We start from the raw sequence: 21,690 nt of genomic DNA, 5'->3' as shown, positions 1-21,690 counted from the left end.
GAAAGGCCCCGCATCTGCGGGGCCTTTTGTTGGTCGGAAAGGGCAGGCCGATCACTCGGCCGTTTCTTCCTTGGCTTCGGTGATTTCCTGGCCGGTTTCCTGGTCCACCATCTTCATGCCCAGGCGGACCTTGCCGCGATCGTCGAAGCCGAGCAGCTTGACCTTGACCTCCTGGCCTTCCTTCAGCACCTCGTTGGGGTGGGTCAGGCGCTTGTTGGCGATCTGGGACACGTGGACCAGGCCGTCGCGCTTGCCGAAGAAGTTCACGAAGGCGCCGAAATCGACCAGCTTGACGACCTTGCCAGTATAGATCTTGCCTTCTTCCGGCTCGGCCACGATCGAATAGATCATGTCATAGGCCTTCTTGATCGAATCGGCATTGGCCGAGGCGATCTTGATGGTGCCGTCGTCGTTGATGTCCACCTTGGCGCCCGAGGTTTCCACGATCTCGCGGATGACCTTGCCGCCCGAGCCGATCACTTCGCGGATCTTGTCGGTCGGGATCTGCATGGTCTCAATGCGCGGGGCATGGGCGCTGAACTCGCGGCGGCCTTCGGTCAGGGCCTTGGCCATCTCGCCCAGGATATGCAGGCGGCCTTCCTTGGCTTGCGCCAGGGCTTGCTCCATGATCTCGGGGGTGATGCCCTGGACCTTGATGTCCATCTGGAGCGAGGTGATGCCCTCGGACGTGCCGGCGACCTTGAAGTCCATGTCGCCCAGGTGGTCTTCGTCACCCAGGATGTCGGTCAGGACCGCATACTTGCCGTCTTCCTCCAGGATCAGGCCCATGGCCACGCCCGCGACCGGCGCCTTCAGCGGAACGCCCGCGTCCATCATCGCCAGCGACCCGCCGCAAACCGACGCCATCGAGGACGAGCCGTTGGATTCGGTGATCTCGGACACGACGCGGATGGTATAGGGGAAGTCGGTCGGGGCGGGCAGAACGGCCTGCAGCGCACGCCAAGCCAGCTTGCCATGGCCGATCTCGCGGCGGCCGGGCGAACCCACGCGACCAACCTCGCCCACCGAATAGGGCGGGAAGTTGTAGTGCAGCAGGAAGTTCGAGCGGAAGTTGCCGTGCAGCGCGTCGATGATCTGTTCGTCATCGCCGGTGCCCAGCGTGGTCACGACCAGGGCCTGCGTCTCGCCGCGGGTGAACAGGGCGGAACCATGCGTGCGCGGCAGGATGCCCACTTCGCTGTCGATGGCGCGGATGGTGCGGGTGTCGCGACCGTCGATGCGGGCGCCGCCATTGATGACGTCACCGCGCAGGATGCCCGATTCCAGCTTCTTCAGCGCCGAGCCCAGGTTCGGATCGGCCAGTTCTTCCTCGGACAGGCTGGCCACGACCTTTTCGCGGACGGCCTGGATGGCGTCGCGGCGGTCGGCCTTGTCTATGATGGCATAGGCCGCGCGCATTCCTTCTTCGCCCAGCGACTTCACGCGGGCATAAAGCGCGCTGTAGTCCGGCGATTGGAAGTCGAACGGCTCTTTCGCGGCGGCTTCGGCCAGGTCGATGATCAGGTCGATCACGGGCTGCATCTGCTCGTGGCCGAACTTGACGGCGCCCAGCATCTCTTCCTCGGTCAGCTCATAGGCTTCCGATTCGACCATCATCACGGCGTCCTTGGTGCCGGCGACGACCAAGTCCAGGCGCTGCTCGGGGTTGCCGCGCAGGTTGTCCATGTCGGACACTTCGGGGTTCAGCACGTACTGGCCGTTCGAGAAGCCGACGCGGGCCGCGCCGATCGGGCCCATGAAGGGAACGCCCGAAATGGTCAGCGCAGCCGAGGCCGCAATCATCGCCACGATGTCGGGATCGTTGACCAGATCGTGGGACAGCACGGTGCACATCACCAGGGTCTCGTTCTTGAAACCGGGGGCGAACAGCGGGCGGCAGGGACGGTCGATCAGGCGCGCGGTCAGCGTCTCCTTCTCGGTCGGGCGCGCCTCGCGCTTGAAGAAACCGCCGGGAATCTTGCCGGCGGCATAGTATTTTTCCTGATAATGCACCGTCAGCGGGAAGAAATCCTGCCCGGGCTTCGGTTCTTTCGCGAAGGTCACGTTGGCCATGACGCTGGTCTCGCCCAGGGTGGCGATGACCGTGCCGTCGGCCTGACGGGCAACCTTGCCCGTTTCCAGCGTGAGCGTTTCCTGGCCCCACTGGATGGATTTCTTCACTTCTTCAAACATCTGGTTTCCTCTGGGCCGCGCCAGCCCTCTGGCCGCGCCCGTGTCATATGGCGACCCCATTGCCGCCGCCCCTATCCTTCGCATGTGCCCCAGGGCTTGGGCGTCACGTCACAGATGGCGGGGCCTTACAGGAAAACAAGGGGTTTGGGAAGTGGGACGGCAGGTGCGCCGAGGCCGGGGACCGCAAACGCGGCGCGAGCCGGCAGACCCAAGGGATGCCGCATGACCCTGCGCTTCACAGGAAACGCCCGCAGCCATGGGCAACGGGCGTCTTTCTGGTGCTTCGGGGCAATGGCGTGGCGTCAGGCAGCGCCCTTGCGGTCGGGTGCGGCCTGAACAAAAGGCTGCGCGGCGGTGTGTTGGGCCACCTCTTTCTCGGCCGGGTCGGCCTGGGGCGTGACCTTGAGCTTTTCGACCAGATCCAGCAGCTTCCCGCGCTCCATCCCCCGGATGGCCCAGGCGCGGGCGCGTTCCTCTTCGGACGGGTCGCTGGGGGCAAGTTCCCGGCTGACCACCGGGGCGACTTTCTCCTCGGCAGGCTTGACGTCCCGGGATGCCCCGGAGGCACTGCGGGCCGCACCCGACGACCCGACAGCGGCGGCGGTTTGCACCGCCGTGACGGGCGTTTGCGTGGCAGCAGGGGGTTGCGCAGCCGAAGCCGTGGACCGGGCCGCTTCCGCTTCGTCAACCTGTTGCAGCGCCTTGTCGGACAAATCGAACACGACGCCTTCGGACTGCTGGGGGCCGGGTTGCGATGCCGCCGCCTGCTGCGCGGCCGCCAAGGCCTCGGCCGCCCTTCTTGCAGCGGCGCTGTTAGGGGCGGCGTTGGAGGCTGACGGGCTCAACAGCGGGTTCAGGACGGGTTTCAAGATACCAAGTGCCATTCGCGACTCCTTTATTACTGACAGCCTATTTTTTAGGCCGCAGATCAATGGGGTCCATCGAAAAGCCCGTCGTATTTTAACGAGTCGTTAACCAATCCGAGGCGTTGATGTGAAAACGCCCGCAGCCAGGGACTGCGGGCGCTTGCTTGTCCAGACAGGCTGCGATCAGCGGCGCAGGCCCAGCTTGCCGATCAGGTCGGTATAGCGGGCTTCGTCCTTCTTCTTCAGATAGTCCAGCAGCTTGCGACGCTGCGCGACCATCATCAGCAGACCACGACGCGAATGGTTGTCTTTCTTGTGGGTCTTGAAATGCTCGGTCAGGGTGGCGATGCGCGACGACAGGATCGCGACCTGCACCTCGGGCGAACCGGTGTCGCCGGCGGCCGTGCCGAATTCCTTAATGACGCGGGCTTTTTCTTCGACGGTGATCGACATCGGGGTCTCCTTTCAGGAAAGGGGTTATGGCGCAGGCCGGGATGTCGTCCAGCACGGGCCCGTGGAGTGTCCGTCCGGCAGACCGGGACGGATGCGCGCCGATACAGGAAAAACGCGCCGGGGGAAAGGGGGGTTGCGACCTTAACCCGGCGTGCGGACGATCACGATATCCCCAACCGTCAGGCCGCCGCCCTGCAGCATCCTGACCAAAGGATCGCCGTTCACCGTCACCAGCATCGTGCCGTCCTGATCCTGGACAAGCCCGACCTGCGCATCCTGCGCCACGCTGTTGGGCAGATGCAGGATCATCTGATCCTCTGTCGCGTCGAAATCGGCAATCACGGGCAGGATCTCTGCGCCCTGCTTCACGATGAAATCGTCGGCCCCCGCCTGTCCTTCGGCGAAATCGGCGCTGCCCGGCATCAGCGTGTCGTCACCCTCGCCGCCGTGCATCCAGACGGCCTGGGGATCATCGTCACCCACCAGAAGGTCGTTGCCGCGCCCACCGCCAAGATCGTCGCCGCCCCCGCCCGCGACAAGGACATCGTCCCCGTCATGGCCGGAAAGCCAATCGTTCCCGGCCCCGCCGAACAAGGTGTCCTGGCCTTCGCCACCATAGATCGTGTCGTCGCCATCCTCGCCCCAGATGATGTCGTCACCACCCTGCCCGGCCAGCGAATCGGCACCCGCCCCGCCCCAGATCTCGTCCGCGCCGGCCGCATCGTATTCGCCGTCGCCCTGGATCCAGTCGTCGCCCGCCCCGCCGAGGATGGTGTCATTGCCCCGACCGCCCTGCAGGTCGTCCGCAGAATCTTCGCCTTCGATCAGGTCGTTCTCGGCCTCTGCGTCGGGCACCGGCTCAGGCCGCGGAAGAACCGGCTCCTCGGGGATTTCGCCCAGTTCGGGGGCCCCGGAACTGACATCGCCCACCTCGCCCGGATCGGCGGTGCCCAGGGTCGGGGGAAGGCCATCGCTGTCGTCGTCATCATCGGCGCGGCTGGGGGCCAGATCAAGCGCGGCACCGGCCGCAGCAAGCGCCATCAGACTGGCAAGCACGAACATGGCGGAACCCCGAACAGCGACACAACTTGGTAATACAACCGCAAGGCGACATTAACCAAGAGATTTATAAAGGAAGGGTTAATCCGTGTCGGAAATCATGCACTGGACATGAAAAACCCGCCCAGGGGGCGGGTCGTTTCGTTTTCGATGCGATCGCGCCGGATCAGCCCTGGCGGGCCTTGAAGCGGCGGTTGGTCTTGTTGATCACATAGATGCGGCCCTTGCGGCGCACGATCTGGCAGTCGCGATGCCGGCTTTTCAGCGAGCGGAGCGAATTGCGAACCTTCATCGGTTTTTCTCCATCACGCGGCTCGCAGCCGCAGGAAAACGAAATGCCCCCGACAACGGCCGGGGGCGGCGAAAACATGGTGGGCGGTACTGGGATCGAACCAGTGGCCACTACGATGTCAACGTAGTGCTCTACCGCTGAGCTAACCGCCCGTCCTTGGGTGATTCCGGAAACATCTGCGACATGTCCGGCACCGCCTTTCGGTCCGCGTGTCTATATAGGGGCGCTTTGGGGGTTTCAAGCCCTATCGCAGCAGGAAAATTATCGCTTATATGAACATGAGGAAACCGCCTGCCGGGGACTGACTTGACCGATTCCGACCTGCCTGTCCTGATCGACCGGCCCGGCACCTGGGCCAGCGGCGTGATTTTCGGATCGCCTCATTCGGGCCGGGCCTATCCCGACTGGTTCCTGGAAGGCACGAAGCTGCCCCCCGAAACGCTGCGGTCGTCCGAGGATGCCTTCGTGGACCGCCTGATCGCCTGCGCACCGTCCTTTGGCGCGGTGACGATTCGCGCCCAGGTGCCGCGCGCCATCGTCGATCTGAACCGCGCCCCGGACGAGATCGACCCCCTGGTGGTCCGTGGCGTGCCCCGCCACTCGCTGAACCAACGGACGCTGGCAGGCCTTGGGGTGATTCCCCGCGTCGTGTCCCAGGGCCGCGCCATCCTTGAACGCCCCATCGACCGGGCCGAGGCCGAACGGCGCATCGACGCCTATTGGCGGCCCTATCACCAGGCCCTAACCGGCCTGATCGCCGAGGCGCGGTCGCGGTTCGGCCAGGCGATCCTGATCGACATGCATTCCATGCCCCATGACGCGCTGAACCACCTGCAGGGCGCGCGCCCCGACATGGTGCTGGGCAATCGTCACGGGTTGTCCGCCTCGGCCCGCGTGTCGGATGCCATCGTCGCCGCGGTCGAGGCCGAGGGCTGGCGGATCCGGCGCAATTCGCCCTTTGCCGGGGCCTATATCTGTTCGGCCTATGGGCGGCCCTGCCATAATGTCCATGTCGTGCAGCTGGAAATCGACCGGGCGCTGTACATGGATGAAAAGACCATCACCCCGCATGGCGGCTTCGACGATGTCGCCGCCCGGATGGCCCGGGTGATTCGGACGCTGTCGGTCCTGGATGCCGACGGCCGGTCGGACGCGGCAATCGCCGCCGAATGACAGGAGCGCGCGATGAACGACCTGCCTGACCTGATCGGCCAGAACCTTGCCTTGATCGTCCTGGCGGTCCTGATCCTGATGGCGGCCCTGTCTGCCGTGAAGATCGTCCCCCAATCCGAGAAATACGTGGTCGAACGATTCGGGCGGCTTCATGCCGTCCTGGGTCCGGGGATCAACCTGACGGTGCCCTTCCTGGACCGCGTCGCGCATCGCATTTCCATCCTGGAACGGCAGTTGCCCACGAATAGCCAGGATGCGATCACGGCGGACAACGTGCTGGTGCAGGTGGAAACCAGCGTCTTCTATCGCATCATTGAACCGGAAAAGACGGTTTACCGCATCCGCGACATCGACGCCGCCATCGCCACCACGGTCACGGGGATCGTCCGGTCGGAGATCGGCACGATGGAACTGGATCAGGTGCAGTCGAACCGGGCGCAACTGATCACCCGGATCCGCGAATCGCTGGCCAATGTCGTGGACGACTGGGGGATCGAGGTCACGCGGGCCGAGATCCTGGACGTGAACCTGGACCAGGCCACCCGCGCCGCCATGCTGCAACAGTTGAACGCCGAACGCGCCCGCCGCGCCCAGGTAACCGAGGCCGAGGGCAAGCGCCGCGCGGTCGAACTGGCCGCCGATGGCGAGCTTTATGCCGCCGAACAGCTTGCCAAGGCCAAGCGCGTCCTGGCCGATGCCGAGGCCTATGCCACCGCCGCCATTGCCGAGGCGATCCAGAAGAACGGGCTGGAGGCCGCGCAATACCAGGTCGCGCTGAAGCAGGTCGAGGCCCTGGCCGATATCGGCAAGGGCCAGGGCAAGCAGGTCGTGCTGGTCCCGGCGGCGGCGCTTGACGCCTTTACCGACGCCTTCGGGCTGTTGCGCGGACGGTCGCCCTCATGAACGGATGGTGGTGGCTGATCGCGGCCTTCGTGCTGGCGGGGGTGGAACTGATGGTGCCGGGCTGGGCCTTCCTGGGGCTTGCCGCATCCGTCGGGCTGATGGGCGTTCTGCTGCTGACCGGGATGTGGACGGCGGGATTGCCGCTGACGCTGGTGGTCACCGCGATCCTGTCGGCCATTGCCTGGCTGGTGTTTCGGCGGCTGTGGCCCACCAGCCAGGGGGAACGGCGCGTCTGGGACCGCGACATCAACGACTGACGGCGCAAGCGGATGTCGTATGGGTATTTGGGCAACGAAGAAGCCCCTAGCGTAGGGCTGCGATCCCGCGCACCAAGGGACGCATTGCATCGCCCTTGACCATCCAGCTTGTCGCAAAGGCGAAGGTGGCGGCGGTCTCCAGCCAGAAGACGGGCCGCAGATAGGACAGGCTGTCGTCCAGTCCGGTCGCGAACAACACCCCCACCAGGCCAATGCTGACGATGATGGTCCAGCCGCAGATGCGGTAGATCCGGTTGGAGGCCTGCTTTTCCGCACCATCCACCGCGCCCTTGGTGAACAGCACCAGGCAATAAATCGCCAAGGCACCGAAGAAGACCCCCGCCGCAACCAGATGCACCAGCGACGACCAATCCGCGCCGCCGCGATCCAGCAGGCATTGCAGCAGCGTGCAGATCGGTTCGGGGGCACCCTCGGGCGCCTTTTCATCGGGGCTGGTGGGTACCAGGGCCACCAGGGCAATGGCCACGGCTGCCACGCGCGCCGTGCCTTTGTCCGTGATCCAATCGCCCGCATCGGGGCGAAACCCCTCATAGCTCCACAGGAACACCGCCTGCGCGATCAGGGTGCCGACGAAGACCTCTCGCATCGGGCTGTAATAGGCCGACGAAATGCTGGGCAGGAGGTCGCCCCGCAGCAGGCCATAGGCCAAGAGCGCCAGCGGCAGGAAGAACCCAAGCGCCCCGATCGCCCGCCGGACCGCCAGGAAGGACAGGACCAGATCGTTATGGGCCTTTTGGGAAATGCCGCTTTTGTCCGCCATCCTGGCCCCCTTTTCGCCAGACTGGCGCGGATGGGACCAGCGGTCAATCAGCCGCGCATCTCGGCCAGGATGGCCTGGGCTGCGGCGCGGGGATCGGCGGCCTGCCAGATGGGGCGGCCGACCACGATATGGTCCACCCCCGCGGCAATCGCGCTGGCGGGGGTTTCCACGCGCTTCTGATCGCCCAGCGACGCGCCAGCGGGACGCACGCCCGGCGTCACGATCAGCCGCGATCCCGGCAGGGCGCGGATGGCCGCTGCCTCTCGCGGGGAACAGATGATGCCGTCGGCCCCGGCTTCGAAGGCGCGGGCGGCGCGTTCCACGGTGATCTCGTGCAGATCGCCGGGCTGGATCATGCCCGCGTCCAGGTCGGCGCGTTCCAGCGAGGTCAGAACCGTCACGCCCAGGATCTTGAGGTTCGATCCCCCTGCCCCTTCCTTGGCCGCGCGGATCACATGCGGGTCGCCGTGGACGGTCAGGAAATCCAGGTCGAACCGCGCCAAACCGCGCACGGCGGCTTCCACCGTGGCGCCGATGTCGAACAGCTTCATGTCCAGGAAGATGCGCTTGCCATGATCGGCCTTCAACTCGTTCGCAAGCGCCAGCCCGCCGCCCGTCAGCATCCCCAGGCCGATCTTGTAGAAGCCCACGGCATCGCCCAGCCGTTCCGCCAGGTCCAGCCCCGCCAGGGCATTCGGCACATCCAGCGCCACGATCAGCCGGTCATCCATCCATCCGCCCTTTCCCGCAAAATCGCGGCGTTATGGCACAACGCGAAACGGCTTGAAAGTATTGGCAAGCAACCCAAATCATAACCGAAGACCCGGACCGGGGCGCGCCGACAGGGTGCCTGCGACACGGGGGCTAGAGGAAGGAGATATTGTCGATGAACATGGAAAAGTTCACCGAACGGTCGCGCGGCTTCATGCAGGCCGCCCAGACCATCGCTATCCGCGAGGAAAACCAGCGCGTCGTTCCGGAACATCTGCTAAAGGCGCTGATGGATGACGACCAGGGGCTGTCGTCGAACCTGATCACGCGCGCGGGCGGCGATGCCCGCCGCGTGAAGGAGGCCGTGGACCAGGCGGTCGCCAAGCTGCCCAAGGTCAAGGGCGGCAATGGCCAGGTCTATGTGGACCCCTCGCTGGTGCGCGTGCTGGACGAGGCCGAGCAGGTCGCGAAAAAGGCGGGCGACAGCTTCGTTCCCGCCGAGCGCATCCTGATGGCGCTGACGATGGTCAACACCAATGCCCGCGACGCTTTGTCGGCGGGCGGCGTCACCGCGCAAAAGCTGAACGCGGCCATCAACGACATCCGCAAGGGCCGCACGGCGGACAGCGCGTCTGCCGAGGACAGCTATGAGGCGCTGGAGAAATATGCTCGCGACCTGACGCAGGCGGCGCGCGACGGCAAGATCGACCCGATCATCGGCCGGGACGAGGAAATCCGCCGCGCCATGCAGGTCCTGTCGCGCCGCACCAAGAACAACCCGGTGCTGATCGGCGAACCGGGCGTCGGCAAGACGGCGATCGCCGAGGGCCTGGCCCTGCGCATCGTGGATGGCGACGTGCCCGAATCCCTGCGCGACAAGCGGCTGATGGCGCTGGACATGGGTGCGCTGATCGCCGGCGCCAAATACCGGGGCGAGTTCGAGGAACGGCTGAAGTCGATCCTGAAGGAGATCGAGAATGCCGCGGGCGAGATCATCCTGTTCATCGACGAACTGCACGTCCTTGTCGGCGCGGGCAAGACCGACGGGGCCATGGATGCCGCGAACCTGATCAAGCCCGCGCTGGCGCGGGGCGAGCTGCATTGCGTCGGCGCCACGACCTTGGACGAATACCGCAAGTATATCGAAAAGGACGCGGCCCTGGCCCGGCGTTTCCAGCCGGTCCTGATCGAGGAGCCGACGGTCGAGGACACGATTTCCATCCTGCGCGGCATCAAGGAAAAGTATGAGCTTCACCACGGCGTCCGTATCTCCGACGCGGCCCTGGTCGCGGCGGCGACGCTGAGCCACCGCTATATCACCGACCGCTTCCTGCCCGACAAGGCCATCGACCTGGTGGACGAGGCAGCGTCGCGGCTGCGCATGGAGGTGGACAGCAAGCCCGAGGAACTGGACCAGCTTGACCGGCAGATCCTGCAGATGCAGATCGAGGCCGAGGCGCTGAAAAAGGAAGACGACGCGGCATCCAGGGACCGGCTGGAACGGCTGGAACGCGACCTGTCCGAATTGCAGCAGCGCAGCGCCGAGATGACCGCCCGCTGGCAGGCCGAACGCGACAAGCTGGAAGGATCGCGCCATCTCAAGGAACAGCTTGATCGGGCGCGGGCCGAACTGGACCAGGCGAAGCGAGAGGGCAACCTGGCCCGCGCGGGGGAGCTGTCCTATGGCATCATCCCCGGCCTGGAACGCCAGCTTGCCGAGGCCGAGAACGGCGGCGCGGACGGGCTGATGGTCGAGGAAGCCGTCCGCCCCGAGCAGATCGCCGAGGTTGTGGAACGCTGGACCGGCATCCCGACCAGCAAGATGCTGGAAGGCGAGCGCGAGAAGCTGCTGAAGATGGAGGAGCAGATCGGCGCCCGCGTCATCGGCCAGCAGGAGGCCGTGGTGGCCGTGTCGAACGCCGTCCGCCGTGCCCGCGCGGGCCTGAACGACGAGAACCGCCCGCTTGGGTCGTTCCTGTTCCTGGGCCCGACCGGCGTCGGCAAGACCGAACTGACCAAGGCCTTGGCCGAATACATGTTCGACGACGATTCCGCGATGGTCCGCATCGACATGTCCGAGTTCATGGAAAAACATTCCGTGGCGCGGCTGATCGGCGCCCCTCCGGGCTATGTCGGCTATGACGAAGGCGGCGTGCTGACCGAAGCCGTGCGGCGGCGTCCCTATCAGGTGATCCTGTTCGACGAGGTCGAGAAGGCCCACCCGGACGTCTTCAACGTGCTGTTGCAGGTTCTGGACGACGGGCAGTTGACCGACGGCCAGGGCCGGACGGTGGACTTCAAGCAGACGCTGATCATCCTGACCTCGAACCTGGGCTCGCAGGCACTGTCGCATCTGCCGGAAGGATCGGATTCGACCGATGCGCGCCAACAGGTGATGGAAGCGGTCCGGGCGCATTTCCGGCCCGAATTCCTGAACCGCCTGGACGAGATCATCATCTTCCGCCGCCTGTCGCGGCAGAACATGGACGGCATCGTCAAGATCCAGTTGCGGCGGCTGGAACAGCGCCTGGCCGGGCGCAAGATCACGCTGGACCTGGACGATGCCGCGCGCAAGTGGCTGGCCGACCAGGGCTATGATCCGGTCTTCGGGGCACGTCCCCTGAAGCGGGTGATCCAGCGGGCCTTGCAGGATCCGCTGGCCGAACTGCTGCTGTCGGGCGAGGTGATGGACGGTCAGACGGTCCATGTCAGCGCCGGGCCGGACGGGCTGATTGTGGAAAACCGCATCGGCCGCGCGGGCCACAAGCTTGGGGCCGTCGGCGAAGGCCCCAAGCCCGAGGCAACCGTTCACTGAACATGAAAAGCGCGGGACGATGGAAAGTCCCGCGCTTTTCCCTTGCGAGAGAAGCCGCCAGAGGCTTCGCAGGGAGGAGGGCGCGTCTCTGGCGGCCGTGACGGCGGGGACCGTCCTGGTCGGAGGGATGCGGGCATCTTCCGCCCGCATGTCCATCATACACCCGATGCTTTCCGGTATTCAGTCAGATCATGCTGCAATGCAGCAAGAATCCCGCCTGCTGCCTTGGGATTTGGCAGGCTGCCCGCCTTGCAGGCAGGATGATCAGGCGGACTTGCCCGCCAGTTGCGCCACGCCCATGACCTCCAGCACCTTCGCCTCGATATGGGCGGCGTTCAGCGCCGAGGTGTCATACATCGCATAAGGCGCGTCGTGATCGACGAAGCGGTCAGGCAGGACCATCGACCGGAAGCGCAGGCCCCGGTCGAAGACGCCTTCATCGGCCAGCAATTGCGCGACATGGCTGCCAAAGCCGCCGACCGCGCCTTCCTCCAGCGTGATCAGCGCGTCATGGCTGGCCGCCAGCCGCAGGATCAGGTCGCGGTCCAGGGGCTTGGCGAACCGGGCATCGGCAATCGTGGGCGTGATGCCGCGCGCGCCCAGCGATTCGCAGGCCTTCTGCGCCTCGGACAGGCGGGTGCCAAAGGACAGGATCGCGACGCCCTTGCCCTGCTGGACGATGCGGCCCTTGCCGATCTCCAGCACCTGGCCGCGTTCCGGCATCTCGACCCCCGTCCCCTCGCCGCGCGGAAAGCGGAAGGCGATGGGGCCGCTGTCATGGGCGGCGGCGGTGGCGACCATGTGCATCAGTTCGGCCTCGTCCGCGGCGGCCATCACCACCATGCCGGGCAGGTTCGCCAGGAAGGCGATGTCATAGGCGCCCGCATGGGTCGGCCCGTCCTGGCCCACCAGTCCGGCGCGGTCGATGGCAAAGCGGACGGGCAGGTTCTGGACCGCCACGTCATGGACCACCTGGTCATAGCCGCGCTGCAGGAAGGTCGAATAGATCGCGCAGAAAGGCTTCATGCCGCCCGCAGCCAGACCCGCCGCGAAGGTGACCGCGTGCTGTTCGGCGATGCCCACGTCGAAGGTCCGGCGCGGAAAGCGTTCGGCGAACTGCTTCAGACCCGTGCCGTCCGGCATGGCGGCGGTGATGCCGACGATCCTGTCGTCGCGCCCGGCCTCGTCGATCAGGGCCTTGGCGAAGACCGCCGTGTAGCTGGGCGCGTTCGACTTGGCCTTGGCCTGAACGCCCGTCACCATGTCGAACTTGCCCGTCGCATGGCCCCGGTCGGCGGCGTTTTCCGCCGGGGCATAGCCCTTGCCCTTTTTCGTGACGGCATGGATCAGCACCGGCCCGGTGGCCCGCGACTTCACCGTGCGCAGCAAGGGCAGAAGCTGGTCGAGGTCATGCCCATCGACCGGGCCGACATAGGAAAAGCCCAGTTCCTCGAACAAGGTGCCGCCGATGGTCATGCCCTTCAGCATTTCCTTGGCCCGGCGCGCGCCTTCCTGGAAAGGCGGCGGCAACAGGCCCACGGCGCCCTTGGCGGCGGCCTTCAGGTCCTGGAACGGGCCGCGCGTGTAAAGGCTGGTCAGATAGGACGACAGCGCCCCCACCGGCGGGGCGATGGACATCTCGTTGTCGTTCAGGATGACGATCAGCCGCTTGCCCAGGTGGCCTGCGTTGTTCAGCGCCTCGAAGGCCATGCCCGCGCTCATGGCGCCGTCGCCGATCACCGCGATGGCGTCGCCCGGATCGCCGCCCAGGTCGCGCGCCACCGCAAAGCCAAGCGCCGCCGAGATCGAGGTCGAGGAATGGCCCGCGCCGAAGGGGTCATAGGGGCTTTCGGCGCGTTTCGTGAACCCCGCCAGCCCGCCGCCCATCCGCAGCGTGCGGATGCGGTCGCGCCGGCCGGTCAGGATCTTGTGGGGATAGCACTGGTGGCCCACGTCCCAGATGATCTTGTCGCGCGGCGTGTCGAAGACCGCGTGCAGCGCCACGGTCAGTTCCACCACCCCCAGGCCCGCGCCCAGGTGACCGCCGGTGACGCTGACCGCGCTGATGGTTTCGGACCGCAATTCGTCCGCCAACTGATGCAGTTCACGGTCGCTGAGCGACTTCATGTCCGAGGGCAGCGTGACCCGGTCGAGGATCGGCGTCTTGGTCAGGTCGGTCATCGGCTGGCCCTTCGGGCGAAAGATTGCAGGGGCGGGCGTCGTTCAGGTGTCGCGTTCGATAACGAAACGCGCCAATTGGCGCAAGTTTGCAGCGTTCTCGCCATAGGGCGCAAGGGCTGCATCGGCATCCGCGACCAGCCGCGCAGCCTCGGCCCGCGCGCCGTCAAGGCCCAGCAGGGACACGAAAGTGGCCTTGCCCGCCGACGCGTCCTTGCCCACGCGCTTGCCGGTCACATCTTCGTTTCCGGTCACGTCTAGGATGTCGTCGGCGATTTGGAAGGCCAGCCCAAGCGCCTCGGCGTAGGCTGCCAGGGGCGCCGGGTCGGCATCCGCGATTAGCGGTCCGGCGATGGCGGCAAAGCGGATCAGCGCGCCGGTCTTGCCGCCCTGCAGCCGGGTGATCTGGTCCAGCGTCAGCGGCGTGACGGCCGTTTCCGCCTTGATGTCCAGGGCCTGTCCCCAGACCATCCCCGCCCCGCCCACGGCCTGCGCAAAGGCCGCGACCAGCCGGCGCGTTGCGGCATCGCCAATAGCAGGATCGGCCAGCAGCCCGAAGGCCAGCGATTGCAGCGCGTCGCCCGCAAGGATCGCGGTGGCCTCGGACCATTTCACATGGACGGTCGGCTGCCCACGCCGCAGGTCGTCGTCGTCCATCGCGGGCAGGTCGTCATGGACCAGGGAATAGGCGTGCAGCGCCTCGACCGCCGCCGCCACCGGCAGCGCGGCATCGTCAGGCACGCCATGCAGGCGCGCCGATTCCATCACAAGGAAGGCCCGGATCCGCTTGCCGCCCGCGCAGGCATAAGCCATCGCGTCGCGCAGTTCCCCACCGGGCAGATCGCCGATCGCCCGGTCCAGCGCGGCCTGGACCTGGGACTTCACCGCCGAAAGCCGTGACTGCATCACAGCCCCTCGGCCGGTTCCGTCCCCGTGGGCCGGCCATTGGCCGCAAGGGTGATCTTTTCCACCCGGTCCTCGGCCTCGCGCAGGCGTTTCTCGCAATGCTGGCGCAGGGCAGCGCCGCGTTCGTAAAGCTTGATGGATTCGTCCAGGGACGCGTCGCCGGTTTCCAGCTTGCCGACCGTGGCCTCCAGCTCCTTCATGGCTTCCTCGAAGCTCATGGTCGCGATGTCGTTCATTCTTGGGCCTCCAGCAGGACTTGGACATGGGCGCGGGCTGACCGGCCCAGGGCGTCCAGATCATAGCCACCTTCCAGGCAGGATACCACCGGGGCCGACAGATCCGCCGCCATGTCGCAGATCATGCGGGTGATGGCGGCGAAGTCGTCGTCGTCCCAGTTCAGTTGAGCCAGCGGATCGGCCGCATGGGCGTCGAACCCGGCCGAGACGATCACAAGCTGCGGCGCAAAATCGCGGCAGCGCGCCAGGATGTCGCGCCAGGCCGCCTGCCCCGCCGCCCCGTCGGTTCCGGGGCGCAGCGGCACGTTCACCATCTGCCCATGCGCGCCCCGTTCGCCCGCCGCCCCCGTGCCCGGATACAGCGGCATCTGGTGGCTGGAGGCGAAGAAGGCGCGGCGTTCATCCCACAGCAGGGCCTGCGTGCCGTTGCCGTGGTGGACGTCGAAATCCAGCACCGCCACGCGGTCCAGCCCGTGATGATCCAGCGCCCGCATGGCCGCGATGGCGGCATTGCCGAAGATGCAGAAGCCCATCGGCGTCTCGCGTTCGGCATGATGGCCGGGCGGGCGCATAGCGACAAAGGCGTTGGCGACCTCGCCCGCCAGCACTGCGTCCACCGCCGCCACCGCCCCGCCCGCACCGCGCAGCGCCGCATCCAGGCTGCCGGGCGACAGGTGGGTGTCGGCGTCCAGCATCTGCCAGCCTTCATCCGGGATCGCGCCCCGGATCCGGTCCAGATAGGATTGGGGATGGCAGCGCAGGATCTCGACCTCGTCGGCGCGGGGCGCCTCGCGCCGGTCCAGGGGCAGGTCGGCAAGCGCGTCCAGGACGGCCGCCTGGCGGGCGACCTGCTCGGCATGGCCGGGCGGCGTGATGTGGCGTTCGGCGTCGGGGTGGGTGAACAGGGCTGTGGTCATGGCGGCCTTTCCTATACGTCCATCTTGCCGATCAGGGGCAGGTCATCCTCGGGGCCGACGCTGTCGCGCTCGATCATGCGGTGGACCAGCGGATCGCCCTCGCCCTGGTGCAGGGCGCGGAGCGCCACCGTGATCTCCGCGTCCGATTTCGTGCGGCGCAGGTTGTGGCGGACATATTCGTCCCAGGTGGCGATGTGATAGCTTTCCGACCATTGGTCGGGATGTTCCAGGTCGCGCAGAAGCGCCCAGTTCCGCGCCCCGTCGCGGCGGCGGATGTTGCGGCGCAACTGCATCAGGCGCAGGAATTCCGGCACGTCCTTCTGGGCGATCTGGTAATCCACCATCACCATGATCGGACCCGACCGACCGCGCAGGTCGATGCGCAGGGCCGGTTCGCGGAAGCGGTTGACCGGGTCCAGATCGGCAGTGCCGAAATCGGGCGCCCGGAACCAATGCCCGATGACCGCGCCCACCAGCAGCACGATCCCCGCCGCCGTCAAGGCATCGCCCAGGCCATAGGCACCGGCGATGCTGCCCCAGATCCAGGATCCCGCCGCCATGCCGCCAAAGGTCGCCGTCTGGTACAAGGCCAGCGCGCGGGCCACGACCCAGCGCGGCGTGGACAGTTGCACCGTCACGTTGAACAGCGACAAGGCCAGCACCCAGGACGCGCCCGCAGGCAGCAGCGCCACGGCGTGCAGCCAGACATTCTGCGTCTGGCCCAGCACGATGGCCGACAGGGCGAAGCCCGCAAAGGCCACCCGCACGATGTTTTCATTGTCGAAACGCGCCCGGATGCGCGGGTTCAGCGCCGCGCCCGCGATGGCGCCGACGCCGAAGCAGCCCAGCAATCCCCCGAACAGCATCGACCCGCCTTCGGGATGGGACTTGGCCACCAGCGGCAGCAGCGCCATCACGGACACGGCGGCAAAGCCGAACAGGGCGGCGCGTCCGATCACCTTGGTCAGGTTCGGCGACAGGAAGACATAGCGCAGTCCGGCGGCCACGGCGGGCAGAAACTCCTCGCGCGGGGCGGTGCGGGGGGCGATGTTCGGACGCCAGCGGAACAGCGCGCCCAGCAGCGGGACATAGCTGACGGCGTTCACCGCGAACGCCGCAGCCGCCCCGAAGGCCGCGACGATGAAGCCGCCCGCCGCAGGGCCGACCGAGCGCATGAGGTTGAAGCCGACCGAGTTCAGCGTGACCGCCGCAGGCAGGTCCGCCCGCGGCACAAGATCGCCCATGCTGGCCTGCCAGGGCGGGTTGTACAGCGCCTGCCCCGCCCCGATCAGGAAGGTGAAGGCCAGCAGCAGCCAGGGCGTCAGCCAGCCCTGCCAGGCGACGATCGCCAAGGCCAGCGACACCGCTGCCATGAAGCATTGCGCGAACATCAGGATCGCCTTGCGGTCGAAGATGTCGGCAAGCGCCCCCGACGCCAGCGCCAGAAGCATGATCGGCAGCGTGTTCGACGCCTGCACCAGGGCGATCAGCGTGGCGCTGTCGGTCAGCTGCGTCATCAGCCAGGCCGCACCCACGGCCTGGACCAGGCCGCCGAAATTCGACACCAGCGTCGCGCTCCACAGCAGGCGGAAATCGCGGTGTCGGAACGGGGCAAGGGCGGATGCGGTTGGGGGCCGGGATGCTGTCTGGTCGGTCACTGGAACGGTCGCTCTGGGCTTTGCGGCAGCCTAGCCAGCCGGGCGGCGGGGGGCAATCTGCGGTCTTGGGATGGCCCTTCTGGGCGAGGATGAAACCAAACCAAACGACAAGTTGTTCCAGCGTCAGTCATTCTTGAACAGACTGCTTCTCTTTCGCCACAAGGCCGGGATTGCCGTCGGCCCGACCAAGCTGCAAGGCTTGACGCCGATGCCTGTGACAGGCTGATGAACCGATATGCGAATCGCCGCCGATCCTGCGATGGGCGGTGCTTCAGGAAATTTATGCTGCCGGCGCGGACTCCGCGACGCCGTATGCCATGAAGGAAGTTGATGATGATGCGTCTTGTCACCCTGTTCACGGCGCTTGCCCTGGGGCTTGCCGCATGTGGGAACAACAGCCAGCCGATGACCCTGGCCACTCCCTCCGTGCCCGAAGCCTATCAAGCGCGCGTGGATACCGGCCCGAACGGAGAGCCGGTCCAGATCCCTGCGATCCGCGCCGCCTATCTGACCGAACGGAACCAGCGCCAGCAGGTGCCCTATAACGGACCCGAAGCCCCTGGAACGATCGTGGTCGATCCCTATGCCCGCGTGCTGTATCACGTCCAGCCGGGAGGACAGGCGATGCGCTATGGCGTGGCGGTGGGCCGGGCGGGCACGGGCTATGCGGGAACGGCGACCATCGCGCGCAAGGCCGCATGGCCAAGCTGGCGGCCGACCGACAACATGATCCGCACCCAGCCCGACCTTTACGCGCAATTCGCGGGCGGGCTGTCGGGCGGGCTGCACAACCCGCTGGGGCCGCGCGCCTTGTATCTGTATGAAGGCGGACGCGACACCTATTACCGGATCCACGGGACGATGGACCCGTCCTCGGTCGGCAAGGCCACCTCGGCGGGCTGCATCCGGCTGTTCAACCAGGACATCATGGACCTGTTCGGCCAGGTCAGCAACGGCACGACGGTTCATGTCCGCAGCCAGGCCGAAAGCCTGCGCTATGAAGGCCCGATGACCGAGACCCCCGAAGGCTATGTCGAACCCGCCGGACAGCCCTCTGTTCCGGCCGGCGCCGCGGCGCTGGCCCCGACGGCGGCCGCCTATCCGGCGACCTCGATGGTGACCGATCCCTATGCGGTCACGACCATCAGCACGCCCTACAGCGCGCCGGTCACGACCATCTCCCCGGTGGAAAGCGCCGTTCAGTAAATCGGGCGGATCGCCCTTGAAGGCCCCGGCTTCGACCGGGGCCTTTCCAATTGCAAAACCGGAAAATCTTTCGCAACATTCGCGCGAAATCACGCCGCCCCAGGGAAGAAGCGATGCCCAACTACAGCAAGCTGGAACAGGAACTTCTGACCGTGGAACAGCAGGCCCTGACCGGCAGAAGCCGTGGCGCGGCGCTTGGCCATCTGGACGACGGGGCATTGGGCGCGCTGATCGCCGAGTTGAAGGCCGCGGTCGAGCAGGCGGGACCGCGGGGCGAAAACGGCCAGGTGGCGGCAGCCGACCTCCTGACGGCGGCCATCCGGCGGGCCAGGCGCGAACGGCGCAAGCGCAAGTCCGCCCCCCCATCCGGCAGCGCCAGCCCGACGGTCGCGCCTGTCGCACGCGTCGCGCCCAAGCCTGAAAAGCCGGCCAAGCGCAAGCCCGCCTCGCCCGCCAGAAAGCCTGCCGGCCGCGAAAAGGCCGAGGTCCGCAAGCCTGACCTGCGCACAGGGTCGCGCCGCGTCGCCAAGGCGGGCGCCAAACCCGCCGCCGCTGTCCCTGCCGAAACCGTGCTGGCTGCCAACGCGCCCATGGCCCCCGTCAAGCCCACGCCCCCGGTCCCATCCCTGCCGGAAAGTCCCGCCCCGGCAGTCAAGACCCAGGACAAGGCGGCCCGCAAGGCCGCGAAAGAGGCCGAGAAGGAAGCCCGCAAAGCCGCCCGCAAGGCTGAAAAGGACGCCGCCAAGGCAGAGAGGAAGGCCGAAAAGAAGGCAGCCCGCAAGGCAGAGAAGGACGCCCTCAAGGCCGGTGCGAAAGCCGACAAGCCGAAGGGCAAGGACAAGAAGAAGAACAAGGGCAAGGCCGGCAAGACCAAGCCCGACCCCCTGGACGTCGCCTGATCCTGCTTGCCATGACGATCCCCCGCCCTCCCGCAGGATGGTTCCGGCGAATGGCTGCGGTTCTGGCAATGCTGGCCGCGCCCGCCGCACAGGCCTTTCCCGCCGTCGATGCGGTGGCTGGGCGCCCGCCCGCCCGCCAGTCGGAAACGCTGCGCTGCACCGATGACGGGCGCGATTGCGTCCGCCTGGATCACTATGCCGCCGATGTCTGCAAGCTGATCGAACGCAATGCCGCCGAACGCGGGCTGGACCCCAACTTCCTGGCCCGTCTGTTGTGGAAGGAAAGCCGGTTCGAACCGGGGGCGATCAGTCCCGTGGGCGCGCTTGGCATCGCGCAGTTCATGCCGGGCACGGCCGATCTTTACGACCTGCACGACCCGATGAACCCGGCGCAGGCGATCCACAAGTCGGCCTGGTATCTGCGCCACCTGACCAACATGTTCGGCAATATCGGCCTTGCCGCCGTGGCCTATAACGGCGGGGAAAACCGCGCGGCGCGCTTCATCGGCCAGAACGGCGGCCTGCCCTATGAAACGCAGGACTATGTGGCCGCCATCACCGGGTTTGACGCGCTTCGCTGGCGCGACAATCCGCCCCCGGCCGAGGAACTGAAGCTGGCCCTGGACCCCGACCTGGCGTTTCGCCCGGCTTGCGAGAAGCTGGCGGGCGAACGCAGGCTGCGCGAATTCATCACCCAGCCAAAGGTCTTTCCCTGGGGCGTGATCGTGGCCAGCCATCCCAGCCAGTCGGGCGTCATCAGCCAGGTGGCCCGCCTGAACCGCAGCCTGCGCCCGATCCTGGGCGACAAGCAGGTGGGTTACGTGCGCAAGCGCCTCGGCGGGGGGCGCCCGGCCGTCTATACCGCGCAGATCGGATGGGACAGCCGGCGCGAGGCCGCCGCCTTCTGCAACCGCCTCAAGCAGTTGGGCGGGCGCTGCATCGTGCTGAGGAACTGAGGCCTACAGTCCGTTCAGCCGCGCAAAGACCTGGTCATAGCGCCCTTCGGCTTCGGCATTCTTCAGAAAGTCCAACCTCTTGACCCCGACCAGGGGCGGCGTCGGATCCTGGTTCAGGATGCCCATCACCTCGTCGATGAAATCGGCCAGCGGCATGGCGTTCGGATCGGTGGCATGGCCGGGCATCAGGTCGGTCTGGACGGCGGGCGGCGCCAGCTCAAGCACCTCGATCCCGGTATCGCGCAATTGGGCGCGCAGGGATTGCGACCAGGAATGGATCGCGGCTTTCGTGGCCGAATAGGTGGGCGTCCGCACCAGCGGCACGAAGGCCAGGCCCGACGACACCGTCATGATCGTCGCGCGCGGCTGTTCCAGCAGATGCGGCATCAGCGCCGCCGTCAGCCGGATCGGGCCCAGCAGGTTGGTGGCGACCGTCGCCTCGGCCGTGTTCAGGAAATCGCCGGTCACCTCCTCGGCCACCATGATCCCGGCGTTGTGGATCACGACGTTCAGCGCCGGGTGATCCGCCGTGATCCGCGCGGCGAAGGCCCGGACGGCCTCGGCTTCGGTCACGTCAAGCGGGTGGCCGATCATGCCCGGATGTTCGGAGGCGATCTGGTCCAGAAGCGCCGCGCGGCGCCCGGTGATGATGACGGTGTTGCCCGCGGCATGGAACCGCTGCGCCAGGGCAAGCCCGATCCCCGAGGTGCCGCCGGTCAGAAGGATGGTGTTTCCGCTGTTCTGCATTGCTTGTCCCTTCCGTTGGATGGGCTAGATATGGCCCATCCCGGTATCCTTTCGGAAGAAGGCACCGGAAAGATTTATACTTACCTGATGGAGAGTGTCTTGCCGCCATCCCCGCCCCTAGCCGAAATCGATCCGCGCGTGACGCAACTGGTCAATGAACTGATCGGCCGCGTGGCTGACAAGTGGACCATGCTGATCCTGGAAGCCCTGACCGAGGGCGGAGAGATGCGCTTTTCCGCCATCGGCCGTGCGGTGCCGGGCATCAGCCAGAAGATGCTGACCCAGACCCTGCGGCAGATGGAGCGTGACGGATTGCTGACCCGCACCGTCCATCCGGTGATCCCGCCGCGCGTGGACTATCGCCTGACCGACCTTGGCCTTGGTCTGGCCGAGGCCTTCTGCGGCGTCTGGCAATGGGCCGAAACGCATCTGGACCGGATCGAGGCCGCGCGCCGCGACTTCGACAGGCGGTCGTAAGAACGGG

At 66.6% G+C, this 21,690-nt stretch carries 22 protein-coding genes and 1 tRNA gene; 9 read left to right on the top strand and 14 right to left on the bottom strand.

The genetic code is table 11. From position 1 onward, the window contains the following. Positions 1-51: 51 nt before the first annotated feature. The 6 genes from pnp to IEX25_RS09530 form a co-directional block, all read right to left on the bottom strand. Complete coding sequence (gene pnp, locus IEX25_RS09555; RefSeq protein ID WP_188714937.1) at positions 52-2,193, bottom strand: polyribonucleotide nucleotidyltransferase; 2,142 nt, start codon at positions 2,191-2,193, stop codon at positions 52-54. Between the two features lie 302 nt (positions 2,194-2,495). Further along, complete coding sequence (locus IEX25_RS09550) at positions 2,496-3,077, bottom strand: hypothetical protein (protein WP_188714935.1); 582 nt, start codon at positions 3,075-3,077, stop codon at positions 2,496-2,498. Between the two features lie 165 nt (positions 3,078-3,242). Further along, complete coding sequence (gene rpsO, locus IEX25_RS09545) at positions 3,243-3,512, bottom strand: 30S ribosomal protein S15 (protein ID WP_103172335.1); 270 nt, start codon at positions 3,510-3,512, stop codon at positions 3,243-3,245. 141 nt (positions 3,513-3,653) lie between these two features. Then, positions 3,654-4,553 carry a calcium-binding protein gene (locus IEX25_RS09540; protein WP_188714933.1) on the bottom strand — a complete coding sequence of 300 codons (900 nt, stop codon included), beginning with the start codon at positions 4,551-4,553 and terminating at the stop codon, positions 3,654-3,656. Between the two features lie 184 nt (positions 4,554-4,737). Then, positions 4,738-4,863 carry a type B 50S ribosomal protein L36 gene (gene ykgO / locus IEX25_RS09535; protein WP_028725484.1) on the bottom strand — a complete coding sequence of 42 codons (126 nt, stop codon included), beginning with the start codon at positions 4,861-4,863 and terminating at the stop codon, positions 4,738-4,740. Between the two features lie 77 nt (positions 4,864-4,940). Further along, a tRNA-Val gene (locus IEX25_RS09530) sits at positions 4,941-5,015 on the bottom strand. Between the two features lie 154 nt (positions 5,016-5,169). On the opposite strand from IEX25_RS09530, the gene IEX25_RS09525 reads away from it, so the two are divergent. From IEX25_RS09525 to IEX25_RS09515, 3 genes are read left to right on the top strand one after another with little or no spacing between them, the layout of a single operon-like run. Further along, the gene (locus IEX25_RS09525; RefSeq protein WP_188714932.1) at positions 5,170-6,036 is read left to right on the top strand and encodes an N-formylglutamate amidohydrolase; all 867 of its coding nucleotides are present in this window, start codon (positions 5,170-5,172) and stop codon (positions 6,034-6,036) included. Between the two features lie 12 nt (positions 6,037-6,048). Further along, on the top strand, positions 6,049-6,939 hold the full coding sequence (locus IEX25_RS09520; protein WP_188714930.1) for an SPFH domain-containing protein: 891 nt from the start codon (positions 6,049-6,051) through the stop codon (positions 6,937-6,939). Beyond that, a complete protein-coding gene (locus IEX25_RS09515; RefSeq protein WP_188714928.1) occupies positions 6,936-7,196 on the top strand; it encodes an NfeD family protein in 261 nt (86 codons plus the stop codon). The genes IEX25_RS09520 and IEX25_RS09515 overlap by 4 nt, the downstream gene beginning before the upstream one ends. A gap of 46 nt (positions 7,197-7,242) precedes the next feature. On the opposite strand, the gene IEX25_RS09510 is transcribed toward IEX25_RS09515, so the two are convergent. After that, positions 7,243-7,977 carry a DUF998 domain-containing protein gene (locus tag IEX25_RS09510; protein WP_188714926.1) on the bottom strand — a complete coding sequence of 245 codons (735 nt, stop codon included), beginning with the start codon at positions 7,975-7,977 and terminating at the stop codon, positions 7,243-7,245. A 47-nt stretch (positions 7,978-8,024) separates the two neighbouring features. Beyond that, positions 8,025-8,708 (bottom strand): orotidine-5'-phosphate decarboxylase, encoded by a 684-nt coding sequence (gene pyrF / locus IEX25_RS09505; protein ID WP_188714924.1) that lies wholly within the window; start codon positions 8,706-8,708, stop codon positions 8,025-8,027. 155 nt (positions 8,709-8,863) lie between these two features. Here pyrF and clpB point away from each other — a divergent pair, with 155 nt between their 5' ends. Next, positions 8,864-11,503, top strand: coding sequence for an ATP-dependent chaperone ClpB (gene clpB, locus IEX25_RS09500; protein ID WP_188714923.1), 2,640 nt, complete (start codon positions 8,864-8,866; stop codon positions 11,501-11,503). A 264-nt stretch (positions 11,504-11,767) separates the two neighbouring features. Here the strand turns inward: clpB and dxs are convergent, their stop codons facing one another. From dxs to IEX25_RS09475, 5 genes are read right to left on the bottom strand one after another with little or no spacing between them, the layout of a single operon-like run. Continuing rightward, the gene (dxs, locus tag IEX25_RS09495; RefSeq protein WP_188714921.1) at positions 11,768-13,684 is read right to left on the bottom strand and encodes a 1-deoxy-D-xylulose-5-phosphate synthase; all 1,917 of its coding nucleotides are present in this window, start codon (positions 13,682-13,684) and stop codon (positions 11,768-11,770) included. A 42-nt stretch (positions 13,685-13,726) separates the two neighbouring features. Beyond that, the gene (locus IEX25_RS09490) at positions 13,727-14,587 is read right to left on the bottom strand and encodes a polyprenyl synthetase family protein (protein WP_188714919.1); all 861 of its coding nucleotides are present in this window, start codon (positions 14,585-14,587) and stop codon (positions 13,727-13,729) included. Beyond that, positions 14,587-14,823 (bottom strand): exodeoxyribonuclease VII small subunit, encoded by a 237-nt coding sequence (locus IEX25_RS09485; protein WP_188714917.1) that lies wholly within the window; start codon positions 14,821-14,823, stop codon positions 14,587-14,589. Before IEX25_RS09485 ends, IEX25_RS09490 begins: the two co-directional genes overlap by 1 nt. Continuing rightward, positions 14,820-15,740, bottom strand: coding sequence for a histone deacetylase family protein (locus IEX25_RS09480; protein ID WP_188714915.1), 921 nt, complete (start codon positions 15,738-15,740; stop codon positions 14,820-14,822). The genes IEX25_RS09485 and IEX25_RS09480 overlap by 4 nt, the downstream gene beginning before the upstream one ends. An 11-nt stretch (positions 15,741-15,751) precedes the next feature. Further along, entirely contained in the window at positions 15,752-17,398 is a 1,647-nt protein-coding gene (locus IEX25_RS09475) for an MFS transporter (protein ID WP_188714913.1), read from the bottom strand. Between the two features lie 70 nt (positions 17,399-17,468). Here IEX25_RS09475 and IEX25_RS09470 point away from each other — a divergent pair, with 70 nt between their 5' ends. The 4 genes from IEX25_RS09470 to IEX25_RS09455 all read left to right on the top strand — a co-directional run bounded on the left by IEX25_RS09470 (position 17,469) and on the right by IEX25_RS09455 (position 20,459). Beyond that, entirely contained in the window at positions 17,469-17,624 is a 156-nt protein-coding gene (locus IEX25_RS09470; RefSeq protein ID WP_188714912.1) for a hypothetical protein, read from the top strand. 107 nt (positions 17,625-17,731) lie between these two features. After that, the gene (locus IEX25_RS09465) at positions 17,732-18,604 is read left to right on the top strand and encodes a L,D-transpeptidase (RefSeq protein WP_370463852.1); all 873 of its coding nucleotides are present in this window, start codon (positions 17,732-17,734) and stop codon (positions 18,602-18,604) included. 113 nt (positions 18,605-18,717) lie between these two features. Continuing rightward, positions 18,718-19,503 (top strand): hypothetical protein, encoded by a 786-nt coding sequence (locus IEX25_RS09460; protein WP_188714911.1) that lies wholly within the window; start codon positions 18,718-18,720, stop codon positions 19,501-19,503. Between the two features lie 50 nt (positions 19,504-19,553). Next, positions 19,554-20,459, top strand: coding sequence for a lytic transglycosylase domain-containing protein (locus tag IEX25_RS09455; RefSeq protein ID WP_229665124.1), 906 nt, complete (start codon positions 19,554-19,556; stop codon positions 20,457-20,459). 3 nt (positions 20,460-20,462) lie between these two features. On the opposite strand, the gene IEX25_RS09450 is transcribed toward IEX25_RS09455, so the two are convergent. Next, positions 20,463-21,206: an SDR family oxidoreductase gene (locus IEX25_RS09450; RefSeq protein ID WP_188714909.1), complete on the bottom strand. Its 744-nt coding sequence runs from the start codon at positions 21,204-21,206 to the stop codon at positions 20,463-20,465. An 87-nt stretch (positions 21,207-21,293) separates the two neighbouring features. Here IEX25_RS09450 and IEX25_RS09445 point away from each other — a divergent pair, with 87 nt between their 5' ends. Continuing rightward, entirely contained in the window at positions 21,294-21,683 is a 390-nt protein-coding gene (locus IEX25_RS09445) for a winged helix-turn-helix transcriptional regulator (protein ID WP_188714908.1), read from the top strand. Positions 21,684-21,690: the final 7 nt, after the last annotated feature.

Source organism: Paracoccus acridae (genome assembly GCF_014642735.1).
In the GTDB taxonomy this organism is placed as follows: Bacteria; Pseudomonadota; Alphaproteobacteria; order Rhodobacterales; family Rhodobacteraceae; genus Paracoccus; species Paracoccus acridae.
The sequence above is the reverse complement of the archived record's forward strand: the minus strand, read 5'-3'. Positions and strand labels throughout refer to the sequence as shown.

What these genes read in the sequence shown, in the direction of transcription:
- pnp (WP_188714937.1), bottom strand. Translation starts at nt 2,193, where the DNA reads ATGTTTGAAGAAGTGAAGAAATCCATCCAGTGGGGCCAGGAAACGCTC.
- IEX25_RS09550 (WP_188714935.1), bottom strand. Translation starts at nt 3,077, where the DNA reads ATGGCACTTGGTATCTTGAAACCCGTCCTGAACCCGCTGTTGAGCCCG.
- rpsO (WP_103172335.1), bottom strand. Translation starts at nt 3,512, where the DNA reads ATGTCGATCACCGTCGAAGAAAAAGCCCGCGTCATTAAGGAATTCGGC.
- IEX25_RS09540 (WP_188714933.1), bottom strand. Translation starts at nt 4,553, where the DNA reads ATGGCGCTTGCTGCGGCCGGTGCCGCGCTTGATCTGGCCCCCAGCCGC.
- ykgO (WP_028725484.1), bottom strand. Translation starts at nt 4,863, where the DNA reads ATGAAGGTTCGCAATTCGCTCCGCTCGCTGAAAAGCCGGCATCGCGAC.
- IEX25_RS09520 (WP_188714930.1), top strand. Translation starts at nt 6,049, where the DNA reads ATGAACGACCTGCCTGACCTGATCGGCCAGAACCTTGCCTTGATCGTC.
- IEX25_RS09515 (WP_188714928.1), top strand. Translation starts at nt 6,936, where the DNA reads ATGAACGGATGGTGGTGGCTGATCGCGGCCTTCGTGCTGGCGGGGGTG.
- IEX25_RS09510 (WP_188714926.1), bottom strand. Translation starts at nt 7,977, where the DNA reads ATGGCGGACAAAAGCGGCATTTCCCAAAAGGCCCATAACGATCTGGTC.
- pyrF (WP_188714924.1), bottom strand. Translation starts at nt 8,708, where the DNA reads ATGGATGACCGGCTGATCGTGGCGCTGGATGTGCCGAATGCCCTGGCG.
- clpB (WP_188714923.1), top strand. Translation starts at nt 8,864, where the DNA reads ATGAACATGGAAAAGTTCACCGAACGGTCGCGCGGCTTCATGCAGGCC.
- dxs (WP_188714921.1), bottom strand. Translation starts at nt 13,684, where the DNA reads ATGACCGACCTGACCAAGACGCCGATCCTCGACCGGGTCACGCTGCCC.
- IEX25_RS09490 (WP_188714919.1), bottom strand. Translation starts at nt 14,587, where the DNA reads ATGCAGTCACGGCTTTCGGCGGTGAAGTCCCAGGTCCAGGCCGCGCTG.
- IEX25_RS09485 (WP_188714917.1), bottom strand. Translation starts at nt 14,823, where the DNA reads ATGAACGACATCGCGACCATGAGCTTCGAGGAAGCCATGAAGGAGCTG.
- IEX25_RS09480 (WP_188714915.1), bottom strand. Translation starts at nt 15,740, where the DNA reads ATGACCACAGCCCTGTTCACCCACCCCGACGCCGAACGCCACATCACG.
- IEX25_RS09470 (WP_188714912.1), top strand. Translation starts at nt 17,469, where the DNA reads ATGGCCCTTCTGGGCGAGGATGAAACCAAACCAAACGACAAGTTGTTC.
- IEX25_RS09465 (WP_370463852.1), top strand. Translation starts at nt 17,732, where the DNA reads ATGATGCGTCTTGTCACCCTGTTCACGGCGCTTGCCCTGGGGCTTGCC.
- IEX25_RS09460 (WP_188714911.1), top strand. Translation starts at nt 18,718, where the DNA reads ATGCCCAACTACAGCAAGCTGGAACAGGAACTTCTGACCGTGGAACAG.
- IEX25_RS09455 (WP_229665124.1), top strand. Translation starts at nt 19,554, where the DNA reads ATGGCTGCGGTTCTGGCAATGCTGGCCGCGCCCGCCGCACAGGCCTTT.
- IEX25_RS09450 (WP_188714909.1), bottom strand. Translation starts at nt 21,206, where the DNA reads ATGCAGAACAGCGGAAACACCATCCTTCTGACCGGCGGCACCTCGGGG.
- IEX25_RS09445 (WP_188714908.1), top strand. Translation starts at nt 21,294, where the DNA reads ATGGAGAGTGTCTTGCCGCCATCCCCGCCCCTAGCCGAAATCGATCCG.